We start from the raw sequence: 23071 nt of genomic DNA, 5'->3' as shown, positions 1-23071 counted from the left end.
CTTCAAGGGTGGAGCGGTAGGTGCTATTGCACCGTATTCTTGGGTTGATGGCGGGTCACGAACATCAAAATCAGTAACACTACGAGTAACAATCCAGTGCCCATCAGTAGGGCGTAATCTTCTAGTTGCAGTATCGAGTACAGCACCGCATACAAGCTCACCAGCATAGTGCCGACAATCGCGCCACGCTTAAGGCTGGCGGTGGCACTGCCCACATATGCGGATACCGACAACACTGGAATACAGGCGGCGATCAAATAGGCTTGCAGGAAGGCAAGGTGCTCCGAGAGTGATAATAACAGCAGGTAGAACAGGGCCATGGCGCTGCCAACCAGCATGTATTGGACTGTGCTTAGGCTGGTCTTTTGACCCAGCTCGAAAATAAATAACATGATAAAAGTCAGTACGATAAACAGCAGACCGTATTTGACTGAGCGCTCAATCTTGCCGTAATGGGTCACAGGCTCAAACAGCATGGCATTGGCCACGACTTCTGTGAGTGTCGACTGGTTACTCTTAATAAATTCTTGCGGATAGTTACGGGTTAAGTGACTGATATTCCAGCTGGCAGTAAATCCATTAGCGGTGATTTCGCGCTCTGCCGGGAGTAAGCCTTTAAAACTCGGGTGCGGCCAGTCGGCATGGATATTCAGCAGGGTTTGTTCGCCTAATGGCAGGGCGCTAATTGACTGTGAGCCGCGCAGCGTCATGGCAAAGTTCACACTAAAATCACTCGCTTCGCCGACTTGGATCCCTTGGTTAAAACCTTTCTCTAGACCGCCAGTCGTCAAGCCTGTGCCCGACATCAGCGAGCCAGAGAGTAGGACTGAATCGCCTGTTACCTCAATTTTTTCCACTTTATCAATTGCTTGATTCGATGACACCCCAAAGACTAAGCGGGCATTTTGATTATCGAAGGCGATAAGGTTTGGAATATCGTAACGGTTTAAGCGAAATTCCGCCTGCCCATTAAGTGCAGCGTTATACACTAAGGATTGATAAATGCCGCGGGTGCGGAAATCATGTTTTAAATCTAAATCGAGGCTGAGTTTTTTCGGCAGGATAACCAGCTCGTCCTGATAGGTGCGCTTTACTTCGTGGCGAGTTTTGCCATCGTTACTGACTTCTTCCTGCATCACAAAATAGCTGTAGGGGATCACCAACGCTGGGCCTGAGAGCGTTTGTTGTTCGCCCCATGAGCGGCCGATTTCATCGACCACACTGTGGTACAGGGCTTCGCGATCGGACGTCATGTCCATGATGATCCCAAGTGGTAGCAAGGCTACAATCGATAGAATGCCAATAGTTAAGGCTTTTAATAGCGTGGTGTTTTTCAATGCCGCTCCCTTTGCTGTGGCAGGCTGTTCCTGTGCTGACATATCTGTTCCTTGATCACGATTGAGTTTTTTAAGGAGTGCGCGCGCCACTAAATAGATGGCGCCGCCAAATAGCGCCAAACTCAGTAACGTGAGCACCCAGAAAATAATGTTAAACATGGATTTCATTCCCTATGAAATACGCGCGAGTCGCCACGGTATTCTGTGGTGCTAACTCGATATTACGGCGGCTATTAAAACAGATTTGCCCGCAGGAGTTGCGGGCAAGTTGCTGATCAATAGTGGCAAAATTATGGCAATCGCCCAGATTCGAGCTAAATCCTAGGTCGCTGCTTGGGGCTTTTGGCCAAACTTGGGGTGTTTTGCCTCAAAGTCATCTTCCTTACGGATATGTTTGAGTAAGGTCTCAAGACATTCCTTAAAGATGTCGGTTTGCTCCGAATAGACGGCGGCATGGTGTGAAAACCATTGGTGTTTTTCACGCTCACGATTATTGGCGTCAGGCCAAATACGTAGCTCATACTCATCGCCAATCACGACAATCGCATAGTCGATGGCACCATTGGTAAAAGTAATGCATTGGGGTAGATATACGGACTGCTCACCTTTGAAGAGCTCGTACCAAATGGCTTCGCTACGCCAAGAGACTATGGGCAAAGGTGCTTTGATGGAGCAGCCAATCGATTGATGCTGGTTAAACAGGACTGCCTTAATATCCTCTATGGCAAAAGGCTGTAAATCGCCATTTTTGTCAGCGAGTGAGTACAGCATATTCATCAAAAAAGGCAGCTTAGTGCCATTGCCAGTTTTGCGGCCGCAGAGTTTAGCTTCGCGGTAATAGATATTCATTCATCAATCCTTAATGAGGGGCTAACCTTGGAGAGTGCATCGCTCGCCTCGAGGTAAAGCGATAGCCCTTAGCCAGGAAATGCCTTATGTTAACCGAAGTTGTCGGCAAGCTGGCAAATTGGCGCCAAGTTTGCGAAATATACGACAAAAGTGAGACAGCTATCCCTTTGATATTTAGCCGATAAGGGTATCCATTTGAGATAGCTATTCGCTTTTAGTACCTTTGGAGAGTGCATGTCGAGCCCTTTTTCACCCCGCGAGTGGTTACAGCTGAATATGCAGCAGCAAGGTTTACTGCAATCTCACTCGTCGGTGAGCGAGCTGATTAGCCGCCTTGGTTATGTGCAGATCGACTCCATCAATGTGGTCGAGCGGGCACATCACCATGTGCTGCATAGCCGGATGCCGCAGTATCAAACCATGATGCTGGATATGGCGTTAGCGCAGGGGGAGATTTTTGAATATTGGTCCCATGCGGCGGCCTATTTGCCGATTACCGACTACCGCTTTAGTTTGCAGCGTAAACAGTTGCTACAAAATGGCGGCAAACATTGGTTTGAGCCAGACGATAAGGTGATGCAGGAAGTGCGCGCCCGCATTCGCGCCGAAGGGCCACTTAAAGCCAGTGACTTTGAGCATGCAGAAGGTAAAAACGGTGCCTGGTGGGACTGGAAGCCCGCCAAAAAAGCGCTAGAGCAGTTGTTTATGCGCGGCGAGCTAATGGTGGTGCGGCGGGAGAAATTTCAAAAATGCTATGATCTTACCGAACGTGTGCTGCCCGAGCATATCAATACCCAAGCGCCTAGCGAGGCCGAATTTGCCCGCCATTTGATTGAGCGTTACCTCGATGCCCATGCCTTTGGCTCGGCGGCGCAAATCGCGTATCTGCGCAAAGGCATAAAAGCCAATGTGAATGAGCAATTAGCCGCAATGCTGTCCCAAGGTGAATTAGCGAGCTTTAAGGCCGAAGGGCAATGGTATTTTTATCGCCCCGAGCTGCAAATAACCGCTGCAATGCCTAACCGAGTCTGGTTACTCAATCCCTTCGATAATCTATTAATTCAGCGGCAACGATTAAAGCAATGGTTTGATTTTGATTATCAAATTGAAGTCTATGTGCCCGCCGAAAAACGCCAATATGGCTATTACTCCCTCGCGATTCTGTGGCGCGACCGCTTCGTTGGTCGAGTAGATGTGAAAGCCGAGCGGCAAAGCGGTTTACTACTATTACAGCAGCTGACCCTAGAAGCTGAATTCGATGGCATGGATGATGACTTTTGTGCGGCATTTGAGGTGGCAGTCACTGAGTATGCGCGCTTTAATGGCTGTAGCCGCTGGAAACTGGTGAAGGCTAACCATAAGGCATTTAAACAAAAATACGCACGGCAGCAGAAGATCTAATCGGGAGCTTTATCGTTATCTGGGCGCTTGTCTTTAGATGGTACATCCATCCAGTGAAAGCACAGGTACAGCAGTGCTAAAAAGAGCAGTGGCAGACTGGCATAGCCCAAGGATAATGAACTGTTTTCACTGCGCGCGAGCCAATAGCTGGGAATGTACACTAAGGGATAAGCTAGGGTTCCCCACAAAAAGCTTTTATTCATCAGCCGGTAAAACCAATGCACTTTAATCGTGGTTTGGCTGGCAAGCCCCATCAGGCTTGCGAGAACCACAAAGGGATAACTTAGCAGTGGCAGGCCGCCAAGGAGTAACAATCCCCAAAGGAGATAGTCCTGATAGAAAGTGGTGCTTGCGGTATCCATTGTCTTCTTCCCTGACGATTCGAACTCGAGCGCTTAAGTCTTGGCGCCCACAACTTTCTCACTCGGTAAGCCCTTGCTGCATCTTAAGCCAAAAGCCTTGTTGGCACAGATTGCTAAAGGACTTTTGCTGCGGCGAAATCGCGATATCGGCCGTCACGACGCGATAGCTGAGCCAATAATCGGCACAAACCGCGTCTGACTCATCAATCTGTGTATCTTGCTCGCTTAACAGACTGACCACAACCCCGTTGTCGAAGTGATACAAGGTCAAGGATTCGCATATTTCAGCATTAGCATCCTGATAACTGTGCTGCTCTTGGGTGTGGCTCACCACTGAAACCGGGCTAGGATAACCTTGAATGGCGAGAATGTAGCTGGCGAGTTGTTGCATTATTTCCCTAAGTGACTCAATGCTTGAACTGTTAAAAACAAAAAAGCACAGCTGCGCTATCGCTAACTGTGCTCTTTCACACATGCATTATCAGTTAGTCCGCGGCGTTCAGCTTTTTCTCAAGCTCATTAACTTGCGCCTGCAGAGCTTCTAACTTCTCGCGGGTTTTCAGTAGTACATGCTGCTGTACTTCAAATTCTTCACGGGAAACCAGATCTAACTTGAGCAATTGATTTTGCAGCACTTGCTTGCTGCGTTCTTCAAATTCACCGGCAAATTGCTTAAGACCGCTGGGCAAACTATCGCTCAGTTGCTTCGCCATTTCTTCGATTTTCTTTGGATTGATCATAATCTTGTCCGCCTCTTTGCTGAATGGATGAATTGTAACTCAGTACGTTAGCTTTCAAAAGTAAAGCCGCGGATTGGGCCCTGCTCATCGCCACGATTGCGCGCTTTGTCACGGCGGTGTGATAACGATTGCAAGGGGATTTGTTGGCCTTAAAACCTTAGCTTCTGCTATGATCCCATCCCCCTTCTGAAGACTTGTTTGGATATTGCGCGAAGATGAAACTCAATCCTGCCCAAAATGATGCTGTTCATTATGTTTCGGGTCCCTGCTTAGTGTTAGCGGGCGCGGGCAGTGGCAAAACACGCGTAATTATCAACAAGATTGCCTACCTAGTACAAAAGTGTGGCTACAATGCGCGAAATATCGCGGCGGTAACCTTTACCAACAAAGCGGCGCGCGAGATGAAGGAACGGGTCGCACAATCTATGGGGCGCAAAGAGGCTAGAGGGTTGTGGATTTCGACCTTCCACACACTGGGGCTTGAGATTGTAAAACGTGAGCATAAAGTGCTGGGATTAAAGCCTGGGTTCTCGTTATTCGATGATCAAGACACGCTCGCACTCCTTAAAGAGCTGACTCAAAAAGAATTACAGGAAGATAAAGACTTACTCAAAGCTCTTGCGGGGGCGATTTCCAACTGGAAGGGTGGGCTGATTATTCCCGACCAAGCGCGCAAGTTAGCAAAGGATGAACAACAGCAGTTGTTTGCCATGTTGTATCAGCGTTATGCCCAGCATATGAAAGCCTACAACGCCTTAGATTTTGATGACTTAATTCTGCTACCGACCTTATTACTAAGGCATCACGAGGAAGTGCGTACGCGCTGGCAAACCAAGATCCAATACTTGCTGGTGGACGAATATCAGGATACCAACACTTCCCAGTATGAAATGGTCAAGTTACTGGTGGGCGAGCGCGCGCGTTTTACCGTGGTGGGGGACGACGACCAGTCCATCTATTCATGGCGCGGGGCTAAACCGCAGAACTTAGTGTTGTTGGGCAAAGATTTTCCCAAGCTTAAGCTGATTAAACTCGAGCAGAATTATCGTTCTAGCCAACGTATTTTGCGGGCGGCTAACATCCTTATCGCCAACAATCCCCATGTGTACGATAAGTCGTTATTTAGCGAGTTGGCTTATGGTGAGCCGATGCGGGTGCTGTTTGCCGCCAATGAAGAGCAAGAAGCTGAGCGTGTCGTCGCTGAAATCATTCGCCACAAGTTTGTTGGTCGTACCCAATTTGGTGACTACGCGATTCTGTACCGGGGGAACCACCAGTCTCGCCTGCTCGAACGGGCGCTGATGACTAACCGTATCCCCTACAAGCTAAGTGGCGGCACCTCGTTTTTTGCCCGTGCCGAGATTAAAGACATCATGGGCTACCTCAAATTAGTGGTAAATCCCGATGATGATAACGCCTTTTTGCGGGTGGTAAACTTGCCTAAGCGCGGCATTGGTCCATCGACCTTAGAGCGTTTGGGTAACTTCTCCAACGAGAAACATATCTCCATGTTTGAGGCAATTTTTGACCCTGAGCTGAATCATCATTTACCGCCTAATGCCATGTCGGCCTTGTATCAATTTGGCCGTTTTATTGTCGATACCGGGGAGCACGCCGAGCGAGGCGAGCCAGTTGAGGCGGTAAAACAATTGATCCGTAAGATTAATTACGAAGACTATTTATACGAGACCAGTACCAGCGCCAAGGCCGCTGAGATGCGGATGAAAAACATCTCCGAGCTCTATCGCTGGGTGACGGAAATGCTCTCGGGGGATGAGTTAGAAGAACCCATGACCTTGCCTGAGGTGGTTAACCGCTTGACGCTTAGGGATATGATGGAGCGTAACAGCGAGGATGAAGGCGGCGATCAGGTGCAGTTAATGACGCTGCATGCCTCTAAAGGGCTGGAATTCCCCTTCGTGTTTATGGTGGGGGTTGAGGAGCGCATTCTGCCGCATCAAACCAGCATAGATGAAGATAACGTCGACGAGGAGCGTCGTCTGGCGTATGTGGGGATTACGCGTGCTCAGCGCGAGCTGTGGTTTACTCTTTGCCGTGAGCGTCGCCAGTTTGGTGAAACCATGCGCTGCGAGCCGAGCCGTTTTCTGCATGAGTTACCGCAGGATGACCTTATTTGGGAAAACCGTAAACCGCAGCAAACCGAACAGGAACGCATGCAGACTGGCCGCAGCCATATCTCAAATTTAAGGGATATGTTTAAAAAGCAGTAATCACAAGATTCATCATGTGATTACTGCATTCAGGCACAAACCTGTTGTGTGGTGTCTGACAATAAAAAAGGTGAGGCTAAGGCACCGCCTTGGCCAAAGCGATAACCTAATGCGTGGAAGATTTTTATCTGCTCTGCGGATTGTATTCCGTCGACAAAGGTTTGTAAGTCTAAGGTCGAAGCCGCTTTCTGGTAAGCTGACATCAGCTTAATATGTTGCTCATCCTGCAATTGTTTAGTGATGTTGGCATCGAGCTTTAAACCCTTAATGGATAAGAATAACAAGCTATTTAATGAGCTGTGGCCACTGCCGTAGTGGCTGATCCCCAAGTTCACGTCCAGCTTTTTCAACAACTCAAAGCCATTAATGTGATTCTCTGTTTCCAGCACTAAGGCCTTTTCATTAAAAAACAGCCATAGCTGTGGCAGCGCAAGCTTAGTCTGCTTTAGGGCGTTTTTGAGTCCACGCAGCGCGTGCTTATGCTTTAGATGTTGGCTCGATAGCATAAGGTGTAATTCGACTTTATCGCCTTGGCTGGCAAGAAGTTGATGATAACTCTTATCCAGCAAGCTAATCGTATACTTATCCAATTCGACCATCAGGTTCGCTTGTTCGGCTAACTGGCTGAGGATCTCCTGTGGAATGGTGCCCCACTGTGGATGTTCCCATGTCAAACGGCATTCTAAAGCTTGGGTTTGCAGTGTCTGTAAATCGACAATCGGCCAAAACTGCAGTTGTAACTCACCGGTTTGTAAAGCCTGCTTAAAATCATTCTCGAAGGCAATGTCCTGCATCTTTTGCTGGGAGGCGCTATCGTCGAAGATAACATAACAGCCTTTGCCATTCGCCTTGGCTTGGTACATGGCGGTGTCGGCATTGCGCAGCATGGATTCACTGGTATCTAGCTTATTGCCGCTGATGGTGATGCCAATACTGGCACCTGAATGAAACTCGATTGCCCCTAAGGTATAGGAGAGTGAGATTTTTTGAATTACTCGCTCGGCAACATCACGGGCATCGTTAATACCATTAATGCTATCGAGCAGGATGACAAACTCATCGCCACCGAGTCTGGCTAAGGTATCGTTACTGCGAATACAGGCGCGTAGGCGGGTTGCGGTTTCAATTAAGAACCTGTCCCCCTCTAAATGCCCCATAGTGTCGTTGATTTGCTTAAAGCGGTCGAGGTCGATAAAGAGCAGGGCAAACTGCTCTAGGCTATGGCGCCGCACGTGCTTTATGGCTTGGTTGAGTCGCTCCATAAACATGGCGCGATTTGGCAGCCCTGTGAGCGCATCGTGCTTGGCATCATGGACTAGCTTGGCTTCCATATTGCGGCGTTGGCGGATTTCTTTTTCAAGATCCTTATTCAACTCGGCAAGAGCAGTGGTACGTGCCGCGACTTTTTCTTCTAATTCTTCATAGCTGCGGCGCAAAGATTCTGCCGTTAGCTTTTTCTCGATGGCTGCGCCGATATGCTGGGACACAAAAGTCAGCAATTCCAAATCTTTAGTTTGGTAGTTTTGGGTCATGCTGAAGCTGTAGATGGTCAAGGCGCCACGCACTTCATCATGGATAAACAGTGGAATACCTATCCATTGATGCATTGTTTGGGTGTGGTTTAGTGCGGGGGCTTTAGCGTAAAGTTCGCCAGAGGTGATTAAGTCATTGATATCATTTTGGTCGAGTAATAATGGGCGCTTATGTTTAAGCACATACTCGGTCAACCCATCCTGCAAGGGTCTTGAACCTGGATGTTGGTTACCTAATTGCGACACGTAAAACGGGAAGGTTAAGTGAGTGCCTTCTTCATTCAGCAGAGCGATATAACAGTTATTGGCTGGGATAAGATGGCGAATCACATTATGCAGTTGGGCATAGAAGTCAGGGTTATCTGAGCCTGAGCTTGCAAGCTCAGCAATCTCAAATAACGACTTTTGTAACCGCTCGGCTCTGCGGCGCTCATACACTTCTTGCTTGAGTTTATCGTAGGCTTGGCTGAGTTCCTTAGTGCGTTGCTGAATGGCTTGTTCTAGTTGTTCTTGATGTTTAAGCCTTTCCATCACGCCGGCAATGTGATGGCAAATAAAGGTCATTAACTCGACCTCGATATCGCCGTAACTCACGTTGGTATCATAGGTTTGCACTACGAGTACCGCGGTCACTATGCCTTCATGTTTTATGGGGACGCCTAGCCATAGGTGACAAGGCGAGCCGAGATTGACTATCTCGCCCGCTTGAACCAGCTCGTCCACTTTAGTCTCATCGCACAATACGGTTTCACCAGTGCGAAAGACATAGCCTGTTAAGCCCTGTTGTAGCAGGGTGGATAGCGATTGCCCGGGATAGAGTTGGGCGGGGTGGGCGTCTTTTTCATCGGCGAAGAAGGGTACCGAAATGTCCCCGCTATTCACATCTAGAGTGGCAATAAAAAAATTATCGGCAGAGATCAGTTGCTTTAGGTGGTGATGCACACCTAGATAGAACTCTTCGAGGGAGGGAACCTGAGTCGCAATATGGGATAATTCGAGTAACGCATTTTGAACGACTTCGGCACGCTTATACTTATGCGCCAAATATTTGAGGCGATTAAGTCTCTTTTTTAAGCGTTCAACCTCATGAGCTCGAGGCGGGGTAGTTCCATCTTCATCCCTAAACATGATACTCACTAATCAGTTCTGCGTTAATTGTTTACCAAACGTTATAATTAACATGAAATACCGTAACATCCAAGCCATATTTACGATGGTGTTTCGTCGAAAAAGCATGCGAATGTATCAAAACTTGAGCAGTCAGTAAAAAAAGTGCAAAACAGCTATAGACTCAAGGGCTATTTGTCCATACTATATGCGGCGCTAACCAAGGCGAGCGCCCATAGCTCAGCTGGATAGAGCGCACCCCTCCGGAGGGTGAGGCCGAAGGTTCGAATCCTTTTGGGCGCACCATTTCTCCGAATGAGTTGTGAGCTTGAAGGTTAGCAGTAAAGTGAAAGTCAGTGGTGATTGTAGCTCAGTTGGTAGAGTCCCGGATTGTGATTCCGGTTGTCGTGGGTTCGAGCCCCATCAGTCACCCCATTTCATTTACATCTCGGTGATTAGCGCAGTCCGGTAGCGCATCTGGTTTGGGACCAGAGGGTCAGAGGTTCGAATCCTCTATCACCGACCACATTCTTCGCATAACTAGCGCGCTTGATTTTTCAGGCAAATAGTTAACAGTTACGGTGATTAGCGCAGTCCGGTAGCGCATCTGGTTTGGGACCAGAGGGTCAGAGGTTCGAATCCTCTATCACCGACCAATTACATTGAAGCCTCAGAATTCCTTAGGAATCACTGGGGCTTTTTTGTATCTGTCTCTCTGCTGTATACCTCTGTTTAAGCCTTGCGAGCAGTCGTTATTGCACTTCATAGTTTGTGATGCCCCAAGCGATTCTCCCCGCTCAAATAATTAAGGCTCCCGTAGGAGCCTTAATACAAAGATATTCGACTTAGTCGATATTCTCTGGCGGAACGATAAAGCCTTGATAGGCGTCAGTTTTAAGCTCATCAAAGCGTTCTAACTGCGCTTTTTCTTGGATACCTGTCACTATCACCTGAATATCCAATCCTTTGGCGACATTGATAATGGCGCGGCAGAGCTCGCTATTATGTGAGGCCTCGTCATAGTAGGAGAAGGATTGGTCGAGCTTGACGTAACTTGGTCTGAGCTCTTGAAGGTACGACATTGAGCCAAATTGGCGACCAAAGTGGTCGATACCAAATTTAGCGCCATTATCACGAATAATATTGCATAACAGCACACAGGACTCTAAATCGCTATAAACGCCTGCTTCGGGGATTTCAAAGCAGATGCGCTCGACCTGTGGCATGCTGCGCAGGAAGTGATTGAGCCAGTCGTGGAACTGGGTATCGCTAATACTCTGATGCGTCAGGTTGATTGCCAGTGGCTCATAGTTACGCTCAAGTAGTTTTTGCTCATATACTTTCTCAATCAGGCACTTATCGAGCAGTGAGCCGAGGGATAGCAGTTCAATATAGGGCATAAACTGGCCAGCGTGGGCCACCTTATCTCCCAACTCAAGTTGACAGTAAAGCTCGCGCTGGGCGACACCATCACCATTACAAAACTGGATAGGCTGCCAACGGAACTTAAACTTCTTATTGCTGATGGCATGGCTTAAGTTGTCGCGCCACTGTTCACGGGTAAACAGCTGTTGCTCTGTAGTTTCGAACCAATGGAAGGATTTATGTTCCTTCAGGGCTTTTTGCAGCGCGTTATCCGCCTGCGCCAGAATGTCTGACACCTTCATCTGACCGATGCGTTCAGCGACACCGATGGCAAAGTTCTCATTGGGCTTACAGCCTGCTTTAGAGATTTCTTGGTTGATGGTGCGGATCAGGGTTTGCAGGTACTTACTGATTTGATCGTGCTCGACATCGGTAACGAGGAAAGCAAATTCAAACGCGGCAATACGCGCCACCACGGATGGGGTGATCTCATTGAGTTGCTGAACCAGTTTTTCGGCTAATAGGCGAATGGTTTCATCCCGAACTTGATAGCCATATTTGCTGTGTACTTCTTCGAGCCAGTCGAGCTTAGCTAAGAATAGGGCACCACTGCTCGGTTCGCTTAGCCAACCATTGAGGCGACTGACCACATATTGGCGATTAGGCAGCCCAGAGGCGGGATCGGTGAGGTTCTTTTTGCGTAAAGAGCCGACTTCTTCATCGAGTGATTGGAACAATTGCTTGAGCTGGGCTGACATGCTGTTGAATGCGGTAACCAAGTCCTTGAGTTCAGTGGTTTTAGGCAGCGGCATATCGGGGCCAAACTGGCGGGCGGCAATCTTTTTGGCATGATCAGATAAGGCATGCAGTGGTTTTAAGATCCAGGTTAAGCCTAATCTCGCGGTAAAAATGGCGACTAAAAAGAGTAATGAGAAGGCGATAATGGTATTAGACATAATTCGCCACAATTCATGGTAACCAAAACCTGGGTGCGCGGTAATTTCTAGCTGAGCGAGCTGTAACCATCCTGAGGTGATAGTGCTTTCTTTTTTGATGGTTTTAAATAGATTGAGATTGATGAACCATTGAGGCACGTCTTCAATTTTGAGTGGGTTGTTCCATTCTTGTTGTTTGCCATCAACCATCCAGGTCAGCTTAATGTTCTTGTAATAGCCGCCCTCAAAAATCACATTAACTAAGGTTTCGGCTGCGGCGGTATCGCCTGCTTGCAGTGCTGGAGTAAGCATGAGTCCAAGCGAGGTACTGGTATTGTTTAGATCCGATTCCATTTGCTTGGTCAAAAAGCTTTGTGTCTCAGTAAATTGCACATAGCCAAGGCTTGCAACAACCAGCAAGAACAGGCTAAAAAGCAGCGAATATATCTGTCTAAACAGTGTCATCTTTGGTGCTACTCCAGTTTTAATTTGGGCTGCCTGAGTCGGTCAACCCCTAACCTATGGTTAAGGTCATTCCATTTTTCGAGTCGTGTCGACGAGCCTGCTAACACACCTCGTCCCTGTTCTTTATTTAGCCATAACTGTTTACCGTTAAAGCTGTAAACAGGGATGAGATCTTTACGCTGAGTCGCAGGTTTAATGACATGGTCTAGGTTATCGAGAACTAAAGGGACTGACGAAGGGGTGTCATAGTAAGCCAACACCATATGATACTGATTCACGCTCGTGGCCTTAACCATAGTGATCCGCATCTTATCTTCGGGCACACCTAATTGGAGTAGCGTGAAATATTTGGCAATGGAAAAGTCCTCACAGTCGCCACCATTTACGCCAATAAACTCCATTGGAGTCGCCCAGTAGTTTGATTCTCCCCATAACTTGATGTCATCGACGAAGCGGAATAAGTTAAAAAAGTTGTTCACTTTTAAAAGTTTATCTTTTTCGTCGAGCGTGCTGGCTTCGGCCACCACTTTAAACCAAGCTCTTGCACGCATACCCGCGCGCTCACCATAACGCTTCTCCAGCGTTGAGGTAATTTTGGCTTCATCCAGCTTTTGGGTCGGGCTGGCATATAAACAGCCGACCGCAAGCGCAGACGCGATTAGGCTTAAGCGACAGGCCCGCAAAAACGAATTGTAATCCCTTAGCCTGCCGTTCATAGCCTAGTCTGTTAGCCTTTATTTAGTGGGTTCATCGACAGAGTAAATCGTCCATTTCATATCTGTCGTCGTATCATCACCGGTCACTTCCGCGACTACGCGGCGGTTACGGGTTTCAGCATCAGGCGTATGCTCGAGTACCAATGGACGGCTAGAGCCGTATCCAATGGCTGTGAGTCGAGATCTGTCGATACTGAAGCGGTCTGCTAGCACAGCTGTTACGGCATCAGCACGTTCTTGAGAAAGTACGGCGTTTCTTTCATCTGTCCCAGTGCGGCTAGTGTGACCTTCGATGGTCACTTTAGTCGTGGGATATTGATGTAAAAACATCGCAATTTCTTCAATCTGTGGATAGTACTCTGGTGCAATATAAGCTGAGTCGTTTGGAAACAATACATTGATTTCCTTACGCTCATTAATTGCTTTTACTTGACCGCAACCATAATTATCCGTACCTGCCCCTTTGGCGGTGTCGTTGCAACGCTCACGTGCTTCAATGACGCCATCCCCGTCCTTGTCGGACAGATCATAGGCCTGAGTCGTGGTCATTTCTTCAATATTAACTGTATCCCGCATGGAACAACCAGCTAAAAGCGCCACGCTCATAAATAGAATTAGGGTTTTCATTGGTTGGCTCCTCCCTCGTAGTTGCGCTCACCACGCCATGCTTCTGGGCGAGTAACTTTTAAGGAGTCAAGTAAACGTCCAGTAGAGTTGAGTACGCGATATTTTGCAATGATTTCATCGTATTCGGCTTGTAAGTAATCTTTACGTGCCTCAAACAGCTCGTTTTCGGTATCGAGTAAGTCGAGTAAGCTGCGTTGGCCCAAGTTAAACTGTTGGGCATAAGCAGATTGGGTGTCTTTTGCTGCCATCACATGGTCGCGGATATATTGCTTCTGTGGGGCCAGCATTTCATAGGCGTTCCACGCCAAGTTCACGCCTTCAACCACTTCACGCTGCGCGCGTTGACGGATTTCTTTGGCTTCACCTAACTTGTAGGCCGTTTCTTTTTCGCGGGCGAGGTCTTTACCGCCTGCGAACAGGTTGTATCTCACTCTCACCATAGCAACCAGATCGTTGTTGTAACCGCCAACGTTTTGGCTGGCTAACGCGCTAACGCCGTCTTCACCGCCCACATCGTTGTTCCAGTTACCGTTTAACTCTAATGAGACTTGTGGATAATAACTGGCTTGCACCGACGAACGTTCGTTCTCGGCAGCACGAATATCATTGGCTGCGGATTTTAAAATCGGGTGGTTTTCCTGCGCGTCGGCAAGACCCGAGTTAAGATCTTTCGGCAGTAAGTCTGCATCCGGTACGGGTTGGATCAAATCAACAGGATCGGCCGCAATCACACGAATAAATTGTGCTTTGGCATCGAGCAGATTATTACGTGCAGAAATCACGTTTGCATTGGCACGTGCAAGACGGCCAGTGATTTGCGAGAGATCTGCCGTCGAACCTAAACCTGAATCGGTACGCTGTTTGATTTGCTCATAAATATCTTTGTGGCTGTTGAGGTTTTTCTCAGCCAATTTGAGCACTTCATCGGTGCGCAGATAGTTGAGGTAGACCTTACTGACATCAAGTGCCATGTCTTCTGCTGCGGCAAGAAGCGCCCACTGGTCTGCGCTGGCTTCAAAGCTGTAACGATCAACTTCACTGCTGGTATAAAAGCCATCAAATAGCATTTGCTTTAAGCTCACACCAAACTCACCACGGTTGAGTTCAGCAACTCCTTTGCTATCAACATCACCCACATTCGGGCGTCGACGAGTCGATACACTGTCGGTTTGTTCATAGCCATAGCCACCAGTGACATCAATTGTTGGCATATAGCCCGCAATCGCTTGATTCACTTGCTCTTCTCTGGCCTTGAAGCGGTTAAACGCAACGCGCAAGTCAGGATTTGTATCAAGTGTATGTGCTACCGCTTGTTCGAGCGTTTGGCTGTGAGCCGATAGCGGTAACAGGATAACTGATAATACAATCGCTAGTTTTGAACATTGAAATTGTTGTCTAACTGAAGTCTTCATTGCAAACCTCCCGGTTTATAACAGGCTTAACGCTCTCTGAGCGCGGTATCCTTAGCCCTTAAAATTGGATTTAAAATGTACTCAAGAATGGATCTTTGTCCGGTGATAACGTCAACGGTCGTTAACATTCCCGGAATAATTGGCATCTGTGTGCCATCGTCTTTTACTAAACTGGATTCTTCTGTTCTTACCTTTATAAGGTAGAAGCTATTTCCTTCATCGTCCTGTGAAGTATCGGCACTAATATGCTCGACTGTACCTTTTAGGCCGCCGTAACGAGTAAAATCGTAGGCCGTGACTTTGACGACCGCGGGCAATCCTGTGTGCAGAAACGCAATATCTTTTGGTAGGATTTTGGTTTCAATCAGCAGTTGGTCCTCTGAGGGAACGATTTCCACGATATCGACACCAGGCTGAACAACACCTCCTAAGGTATTGATATGCACAGACTTGATGGTACCGTTAACAGGGGAAGTAATAATTGCTTTACTCACTTTATCCTGCGCACCCACTTGAGCCTCGTTCATACGTGATAAGCGTGTTTGGGTTTCGTTAAGCTGCGCGCGAAGATCGGCGGCATAAACGAATACGGCTTCACGGCGCTTAAGAATCGCTTCGTCTAATGCGGCCTTCAGCTTAGGTCTGAGTAATCGTAAGGAGTTTAGCTCTCCTTGGGCATCATTAACGGCACGCTCAAGCTTGAGTAATTCGACTTCGGGCACTATGCCTTTTTTGGCGAGTGGCCGAGTGAGTTCGAGTTCCCTCGAAATCAACTGCATACTGGTCGTTAGGGTGGTGGTTTTTGAGGCGAGATCATCAATTTCCTGCTGTCTTTGCTGGATTTGACGTACCAAAATCTCCAATTGGTTACTCAGGTTGTCTAAGCGGCCGTTGTATTCTTCTTGCTGTCTTTTCACTAGCGCTGGCTCAGCCTCGATTAGGCTTTCAGGAAAGACTAGGGCTTTCTTGGTGACTTTAACTTGTTCGCGCCAGTCTGAGGTCATGTCTGAGATCAATATGCTGTCTAGCTCGGCACGCATACGGATGGCATTGGTTTTTAAACCAAAAACCTCTTGCTCTTGTTGAGCAAAGTCGGAGCGAAAACGTGTGTCATCGATGCGAACCAAAGGTTGGCCTTTAGTGACGACATCGCCTTCTCGCACATACAGCTCCTGCATGATGCCGCCATCGAGGCTCTGGATCACTTGCACTTGCGAAGAGGGAATGACCTTACCCGAACCCGTGGTGACTTTATCCAACTTGGCAAAGCCTGCCCATAACAAGAAGCAGACAACCATAGCAGCCAAGGCCCAAATAATGAGTCTGTGCCCACTGGGGGCATCCGTCATCATGGCGCCATAAACGTCATCCACCATGTCCAAATCGTTTGCGGTTAGATTTTTACTCATTGTTTAGGGCCTCCAGTCACTAGGCCAAAATTGAGCTTTTCTAACACTTCGGCTTTAGGACCGTCGGCAACCACATGGCCACGTTCCAGCACAATAATTCTGTCAACCAGTTGTAATAAATGCATTTTGTGAGTGATCAGCAGTAAGGTTCTGTCCTTACTGACATTTTGCATAGAGCGAATAAATTGCTGCTCGGCACGCGCATCCAAACTGGCTGTGGGTTCATCCATTAACAGTACTGGTGGATCGTTAAGTGTGGCACGGGCAAGGGCAACGGTTTGTCTTTGACCGCGGCTCAGTGACATGCCGCCTTCGCCCACCTGCTGATCCAGACCCTCTGCTTCTAAGTGAGTGAACTGGCTAACACCGGACAGTTGGACTGCACGGATCAGTTGATGCTCGGTCACTTGGCGAGTACCGAATAGAATGTTATCTCTGATAGTGCCATGGAAAAGGGTGACGTCCTGCGGCAGATAGCCAAAGTTACGGCGCAGATCGCTAGGATGAATTTGCGCCGAGTCGACGCCATCGTAACGCAGGCTTCCGGTTGTGGGTTGAAATAGGCCAACCAAGAGTTTGGCTAAGGTACTTTTGCCCGAACCATTGCGGCCAATAATAGCGATGCGTTCACCTGGATTGATGGTGAGCGTCATAGGGTAGAGCACAGGTTTTTCTGAACCGGGATAGCTAAAGCCCACGTGATCGGCGTTGATTTTACCCATCAAACGTTGTTTGCTGACGAGGTGGCCCTTGTTCTCGAATTCGTCTTCTTGCACCATTAGTTCGTTGAGCTGGCGCAGTGCGCTAGCGGTATGGTTCGCGCGGGTCATCAAACCGGCTAGCTGTGCCATCGGTGCTATGGCTCGGCTCGATAACATCACTGCGGCAATAATACCGCCCATGGAAATGGCATTATCAGCAACTCGGTATACCCCTAAAATCACTACGCATACAACCGTAAATTGCACGATGAAGTTAGCCATATTGGAGACTGAGTTAGAGAGTTTTTTCGATCTCAATTGCCAGTTAGCACTATGGCCGATCATTTGCTGCCAGCTGCGCTGAACAATCCCTTCGGCGCCGTTGGCCTTAATTGATTCCAGAGCTGAGAGGCTTTCGATCAGATGACCGTGTTTTAAGCTAGAGAACTTATTACCTTCTTCAATCGCTGCTTTTAGCTTAGGTTGGGTATAAAGCGTAAAGCCGATAATAATCAAACCACCCACCACGGGAATAACCGCTAAATCCCCCGCCACAATGTAGATGATGATGAGGAAGAAGAGTGCAAATGGTAAGTCGACCAAGGTTGTGATGGTCGCCGAGGTTAAAATTTCTCGAATATTATCAAACTCACCCAGCTGCTTGGCCATACCGCCAATACTCGGTGCTCGCCGCTCAAGCGGGATACCAATCGCTTTTGCAAACAGTCGAGATGACACTATGATGTCGACTTTTTTACCTGCAACATCAATCAAATAACTTCGAAGTTGTCGCATGATTAAGTCAAATAGGTAAGCGATAGATGCACCTATGGCTAATACCCATAGGGACTCGAAGGCTAGGTTAGGCACAACCTTGTCATACACATTCATGATGAACAGCGGGGAGACTAACGCAAAGATGTTGACTAGCACCGAAGCGATTAACGCATCTCGATAAATGGGCGCGGAGTCTTTTAAGGTTTGTACTAACCAGTGGGTTTTATTGTCGTGTAAGTAAACGTCGAACCCCATATCGCCACGGTATTCCTGTTTTACAAGGAATAAATAGCCGACATATAAGGTTTCAAGTGACTCTATTGTGAGCACTTCTTCACCGCCGGTTTCAGGCAGTTGGATAACCGCTCTATCGGACTCGAGGTTGAGTTCACGCAGGATACAGGCTTTCTTGTCTTTTAAGAGCAAAATACATGGCAGCAGTATCGGGGATATTTCGTTTAACCCTTTGCGCGATAGTTTTGCCGCTAATCCAGCACGAGATGCCGCTTGCGGTACTAAATCGGGAGTTAATGCTGCCCCAGACAAGGGCAGACCTGCCGCAAGTGAATCACTCGAGCATGGATTTCCAAAGTGTTCAGTGAGCAACACTAAACAATCAAGTAGAGGGTCGACTATTACCCGCTGTGAAGCGGAAATAGTCCACTGCTCAACTTTTTCTGAGGCTGTAACAGGCACCTACTTATCTATCCTTTGATTTTTATTTTATTATCAGAAGTATGGGTCATGATGGCCTATATTTCTATAGGCCATATGAACTGATTTCCTAAGGAATGATAGTACCGTTGTTGTTATGAGGGTCTATTAATGATGTAACACCCTGTGGTGCATCAGGTGTGACAGGCGCCGCATCGATGATCAGAGGGCCGTTACCATTAGTACCCAGTAGTCCATTGATGACGCCTGCATTGTCGGTAGCACTATATTGGCTAAACAGATTAACTCCATCCAGTACGATATGTTGATCGAATACGCCATCTTTGTTTGCATCGATATCAATGACAGTTGAACCATTGTTATCTAAGCTAAAGTTCAGATAGCTTTCTAGAGTATTAGCGGTTTCTCCTTGGAGTAGGTCGCTAAGATCCAGCTTATCTTCTCTCACATTAAAGTCCATGATGTGGTCTGTACCTTGGTCCGCATCTGCATAGCGCCACAGGAAGGTATCATTACCGCTATCTCCACGTAGAACGTCATCACCGAGACCACCAATCAAGGTGTCGTTACCTGCTCCTCCACGAAGTGCGTCGTTGTGGCTACCACCATCAATATAATCGTCCCCAGTGTGTCCGTAGAGGATGTCTGAACCTGACTGACCATAAATTCGATCGTTGCCACTACCGCCATTGACCACATCAGCTCTTTGGGAAGATACGTCGTTGGTTAAAAGCAGGCCATCACCATCAACTATACTATTAGAGCCACCTAAGGTACCTGTCATGATATGGTGAGTCAGCAAGTCATTAACTGATAACTCTAGGTCATCGTCAGAACCGTAGTTAGCGGTACCCGTCCTGCCTGCGTAGATAACATCGTCACCTTTACCTGTTTCGATATGATCATTGCCGTCACCACTACTTACCACCTGAGCGTTACTATTGGTATAACTCTTGTGGTTACCAAAACCAGCAGATATCTCCTCACCAGAGTTATTAGTAACAAAACCACCGTGTGAGCCACCAAGTGTGACATTTAATATTTTCTGACTTCGATTGGATGCACTTTCTCCATGCTCGACAATGATTGTGTCATTTAAGCTTGAGCCTTGAGTTGAAACCAAGTTAGCGTCAGCAATATTAATACCATCAGCATTGACTGGATTAACATCAATCTTCAAGGTGGCACTTGCTTTATCACCGTCGCCATCTTGAGTGGTGTAGGTGAAGGTTTCGATTGCTCCTGCGGCTGGAATGGTGTTTGCACTCGCCGTTAACTGATAGTGGTAAGTACCATCAGCATTAAGGACTAGATTACCGTAGGTTCCTATTATCGTTGTGCCAACTTGACCAGAAACGCCAGTATTAGTGTGGTCTCCCGTTGCAACGCCAATTACGGTCAGCGCACCATCAGCTCCTGCCACATCATTCGTAAGCACATTGCCATCAGTGTGAGGCAGAGTGTAGCCATTTCCAGCCACCATGCGTACGACTAACTCATAGCTAGTAGCGGCATCCTCATTGGTGTAGATAGAGGTAACAATATTACCATTGCTATCTTTGAAACCAATCACTTGCATTGTGTACATTTGGCCTTCGTAGTTAAAAGTTACACTAGTTTGGCCGACAGTAACGATATCGCGAGACGCAATAGGGTCGTTACTATTTGGAGTTTCATTATGGCTAAAGTTAAGTGTTAATGTGACTGGTGTGACTACGCCATAGGCATCTGTCACGTTAAATGTCACTTGCATTGTGGCGGCAGTGATAGACGTGCCTGAACTAATCGAATAGTTGTAGTGTGTAAAAGTACCTAACACTATGTCTTGGTTTAAGGATAATGAGCCATTTAATGCGGCATCATTATCGGCAAAACCATAACCTGATTGACTACCAGAGGTAGAACCCCAGCGGAGTTGGTCGTAACCGCTATCGTTGTCAGGACCATCATATTTGTTGACATAGGTTCCGCCTGTGGTACTGGTCCAGTTAGCCACAATGCCTGAGAAGTTAAAGGAATCAACCACCACATCAAGCTGAGCCGTGTCGTTCTGGGCCAAGTTTACATCGTCTGCGACAGTCACTGTCACGTTGGAATGTGCGGTATTGCCGGCGCCGTCGACGGCAATCACCTGAATACCATTTACAGTTAGGTTGTTGGTATTTACGCTGTGTGGCAGGTTCGTTAACAATTCTGCGGTAACAGTCACATCACCTTGCTCACCCGCATTAATACGGTCCCAATCTAGGGTTAAGCGAATCGCTTCGCGCCCGTATACCGTACCGATCAATTGGCCTTGATCATTGAGTGCCCAATGAATTTGAGCGTTGATGCCCACCACAGAAATATTACTAATATCACCAAACTGGAAGCTGCCAATCGAGTTGCTACCAGACTTAAAGCTCAGAGTTTGAACACTTGAATCAGGAGCACCCGCCTGTAGATCAGCTTCATTCAAGGTTGCAAAAGTATTCGGCGTCAGTGCTACTGGCGCAAGCGGTGTTGTACTTGGTGGATCTAAATGTACATTCAGATTACCTGATGAATGATCCCCATCACTGTCAGTTGCAGTCACAACAAAACTCAAATCGATGCTTTGGCTTGAACTGACAATGGTTTGTGCAGTGGTGCCAGTAAACTGGAAGCTGGTTCCAGCTAAGGCAGATAGCTCAATGTAAGCAATCGAACCTAAGTTTTGGATCAATTGACCACTAGAAATATTGCCTTCGCCTAATAGGTGGCCTTGTTCATCGAATGCTTTAAAGTGGATTTGTGAAGCTCCGGTAAAGTTGAAGCTTGCACTAGCTGCATTTTCTGAGTAATCGACAATTAATACTTCATGGCCACTAACACTTGGATTATCAACACCGAATCCATTATTAGTACCATTCACGCGACCAACGTGACCATCTTCATCACGCGCAGTAAGTGTAAAGGCAATATTTGCGCCAGAGGGAACCTTCGTGATGTCGTTGTAAACACCATAACCATGAGTGACCGGATCATAAGTGACATACACCGCTTCACCAATACCGCCTTGTCCTCCAACGAGTCCAGCAATTTGGATTGTTGAAAGCTTATCAATACCCTGATTCATATCGAGAGTGTACTGACCTGTAGTGGCGTTGGTTGTTAAGGTAAAGATTAATGCCTGATTTGCGCCACCGGTATAAGCGGAAGTTGTACCGTTGGTATCGGTATAGGCGATCAGGACATTCGGGTGAGCTGGGTCAACATAGTAGTAAACTTTAAGTCCACCTGCTGTAATGCCTGAGGACGCAAAGGTTGTGCTTGTGCCATTCCAGCCAGTCACGTTTGCACTCAGGCTTACGCTGTAGTTATCCGTCGCAGTATGATCATTACCATCTGCGCCTAAGATATTGAGGGCGCCAACAATATCGGCTGCCGTAGCACTATTGACTCCTGAGCCAGTGCTTGGGGCAATATTAATGACGTCATCATTGATGGTAATAGTTACATTACCAGTCAATACGCTGCTATCAGCACCCACAGCTTCAATGATGATTCCACTGATCAGTGAACTGAGATTTTCGCCACTTAATCCATTAACCTGCTTGATGTTGTCTAATAACTCAACATTAACAGTAACTTGGCCCGTCTCGCCAGCTGCAAGTCCTGATGTCACAGGAGTGCCACTTAGAGTGACTTTAATTACTTCAATACCACCGATGGTGCCTATTAACGCACCATTTGCGGCTAGCGCCCAAACGATGCTGACACCTACAGCAAGGTTAGTTGCCGTAGAGATAGAGGAGTCGTTAAAACGGAATTGTGTAATATTCTGATTACCCGCAGTGAAGCTAATAGTATTAGAGAAGGTATCAGGAATATTATCGCGTAGACTGCTTTCATTAACTATAACGTTGCAATTGTTAGGTTGATATACAGTCGCAGTGTCAGAGCCCTGTGTAGAGGTGTTACCTACAGCATCGGTTTGCGTTGCAGTAACAGTGATGCTTTGACCAGCAGTAGGCGCGGTTTCGCTCCAGCTGATAACGCCGTTAGCGTAGGTAAAGTTACCGAAGGTAAGGGTACCGCTGCCATTATCAGTGAAGTCAGCAAAGTTCAGTTCAATCGCGGCACCACCATTGATGGTAAGCGTGACATAACCGCCGGCTTCAAAATCAGTACCATTGATTGATACTGTCAGTTGTACGCCATCACTGCCCATCTCTGCTGCCGTCAACAGACCATCACCTGGATTACCGTCATCGACAATTAATACCGTTGGCGCATTTGGTGCGGCAGTTTCAATCACTACATCTTGGGTGACGGTTTTGCTGTTGCCGGCCACGTCGGTGACGGTGGCGACCACAGGGTAGGTGCCGTCAGGCAGCACGGTGCCGGTCAGGTCCACACTCCAGTTACCTTGCGCATCAATCACTAAGCCGTTAGCGGTGGTGTAAGTC

Annotated in this window: 14 protein-coding genes, 4 tRNA genes and 1 pseudogene; 6 read left to right on the top strand and 13 right to left on the bottom strand. The window is 47.6% G+C overall.

The genetic code is table 11. The features are described from left to right. Positions 1–23: 23 nt before the first annotated feature. Both creD and L2713_RS14920 read right to left on the bottom strand, forming a co-directional pair. Positions 24–1496: a cell envelope integrity protein CreD gene (gene creD / locus L2713_RS14925; RefSeq protein ID WP_011627421.1), complete on the bottom strand. Its 1473-nt coding sequence runs from the start codon at positions 1494–1496 to the stop codon at positions 24–26. 162 nt (positions 1497–1658) lie between these two features. Further along, the gene (locus tag L2713_RS14920) at positions 1659–2186 is read right to left on the bottom strand and encodes a hypothetical protein (protein WP_248968415.1); all 528 of its coding nucleotides are present in this window, start codon (positions 2184–2186) and stop codon (positions 1659–1661) included. 234 nt (positions 2187–2420) lie between these two features. Here L2713_RS14920 and L2713_RS14915 point away from each other — a divergent pair, with 234 nt between their 5' ends. Next, positions 2421–3587 carry a winged helix-turn-helix domain-containing protein gene (locus L2713_RS14915; RefSeq protein ID WP_248968414.1) on the top strand — a complete coding sequence of 389 codons (1167 nt, stop codon included), beginning with the start codon at positions 2421–2423 and terminating at the stop codon, positions 3585–3587. Here the strand turns inward: L2713_RS14915 and L2713_RS14910 are convergent. From L2713_RS14910 to ubiK, 3 genes are all read right to left on the bottom strand, one after another. Next, on the bottom strand, positions 3584–3949 hold the full coding sequence (locus L2713_RS14910) for a hypothetical protein (protein ID WP_248968413.1): 366 nt from the start codon (positions 3947–3949) through the stop codon (positions 3584–3586). The two genes, L2713_RS14915 and L2713_RS14910, sit on opposite strands and share 4 nt — an antisense overlap. Positions 3950–4007: 58 nt before the next feature. After that, positions 4008–4340 (bottom strand): hypothetical protein, encoded by a 333-nt coding sequence (locus L2713_RS14905; RefSeq protein WP_126512299.1) that lies wholly within the window; start codon positions 4338–4340, stop codon positions 4008–4010. 94 nt (positions 4341–4434) lie between these two features. Further along, entirely contained in the window at positions 4435–4689 is a 255-nt protein-coding gene (gene ubiK / locus L2713_RS14900; RefSeq protein WP_011621181.1) for a ubiquinone biosynthesis accessory factor UbiK, read from the bottom strand. A 215-nt stretch (positions 4690–4904) separates the two neighbouring features. Here ubiK and rep point away from each other — a divergent pair, with 215 nt between their 5' ends. Continuing rightward, entirely contained in the window at positions 4905–6920 is a 2016-nt protein-coding gene (gene rep / locus L2713_RS14895; RefSeq protein WP_011621182.1) for a DNA helicase Rep, read from the top strand. A gap of 29 nt (positions 6921–6949) precedes the next feature. Here the strand turns inward: rep and L2713_RS14890 are convergent, their stop codons facing one another. Continuing rightward, on the bottom strand, positions 6950–9580 hold the full coding sequence (locus L2713_RS14890; protein ID WP_248968506.1) for a sensor domain-containing diguanylate cyclase: 2631 nt from the start codon (positions 9578–9580) through the stop codon (positions 6950–6952). A gap of 208 nt (positions 9581–9788) precedes the next feature. Between L2713_RS14890 and L2713_RS14885 the strand changes: the two genes are divergently transcribed. From L2713_RS14885 to L2713_RS14870, 4 genes are all read left to right on the top strand, one after another. After that, positions 9789–9865: transfer RNA gene (locus tag L2713_RS14885), tRNA-Arg, on the top strand. 53 nt (positions 9866–9918) lie between these two features. After that, positions 9919–9994: transfer RNA gene (locus L2713_RS14880), tRNA-His, on the top strand. Positions 9995–10008: 14 nt separating this feature from the next. After that, positions 10009–10085: transfer RNA gene (locus L2713_RS14875), tRNA-Pro, on the top strand. 53 nt (positions 10086–10138) lie between these two features. Beyond that, a tRNA-Pro gene (locus L2713_RS14870) sits at positions 10139–10215 on the top strand. 189 nt (positions 10216–10404) lie between these two features. Here L2713_RS14870 and L2713_RS14865 read toward each other — a convergent pair. The 7 genes and pseudogenes from L2713_RS14865 to L2713_RS14835 form a co-directional block, all read right to left on the bottom strand. Continuing rightward, positions 10405–12324, bottom strand: coding sequence for a bifunctional diguanylate cyclase/phosphodiesterase (locus L2713_RS14865; protein WP_248968412.1), 1920 nt, complete (start codon positions 12322–12324; stop codon positions 10405–10407). An 8-nt stretch (positions 12325–12332) separates the two neighbouring features. Continuing rightward, entirely contained in the window at positions 12333–13040 is a 708-nt protein-coding gene (locus L2713_RS14860) for a transglutaminase-like cysteine peptidase (protein ID WP_011621185.1), read from the bottom strand. An 18-nt stretch (positions 13041–13058) separates the two neighbouring features. Then, positions 13059–13667 carry an OmpA family protein gene (locus L2713_RS14855; RefSeq protein ID WP_248968411.1) on the bottom strand — a complete coding sequence of 203 codons (609 nt, stop codon included), beginning with the start codon at positions 13665–13667 and terminating at the stop codon, positions 13059–13061. Further along, positions 13664–15079, bottom strand: a complete 1416-nt coding sequence (locus tag L2713_RS14850; protein WP_248968410.1) for a TolC family outer membrane protein — start codon at positions 15077–15079, stop codon at positions 13664–13666. Before L2713_RS14850 ends, L2713_RS14855 begins: the two co-directional genes overlap by 4 nt. Positions 15080–15105: 26 nt before the next feature. Beyond that, positions 15106–16488 (bottom strand): HlyD family type I secretion periplasmic adaptor subunit, encoded by a 1383-nt coding sequence (locus L2713_RS14845; protein WP_086904749.1) that lies wholly within the window; start codon positions 16486–16488, stop codon positions 15106–15108. Then, the gene (locus L2713_RS14840) at positions 16485–18662 is read right to left on the bottom strand and encodes a type I secretion system permease/ATPase (protein WP_248968409.1); all 2178 of its coding nucleotides are present in this window, start codon (positions 18660–18662) and stop codon (positions 16485–16487) included. Before L2713_RS14840 ends, L2713_RS14845 begins: the two co-directional genes overlap by 4 nt. An 88-nt stretch (positions 18663–18750) precedes the next feature. After that, positions 18751–23058: pseudogene (locus L2713_RS14835) on the bottom strand (choice-of-anchor K domain-containing protein); the annotation flags it as partial. Positions 23059–23071 lie beyond the last annotated feature (13 nt).

Origin of the sequence: Shewanella seohaensis (assembly GCF_023283775.1) — a bacterium.
In the GTDB taxonomy this organism is placed as follows: domain Bacteria; phylum Pseudomonadota; class Gammaproteobacteria; order Enterobacterales; family Shewanellaceae; genus Shewanella; species Shewanella seohaensis.
The sequence above is the reverse complement of the archived record's forward strand: the minus strand, read 5'-3'. Positions and strand labels throughout refer to the sequence as shown.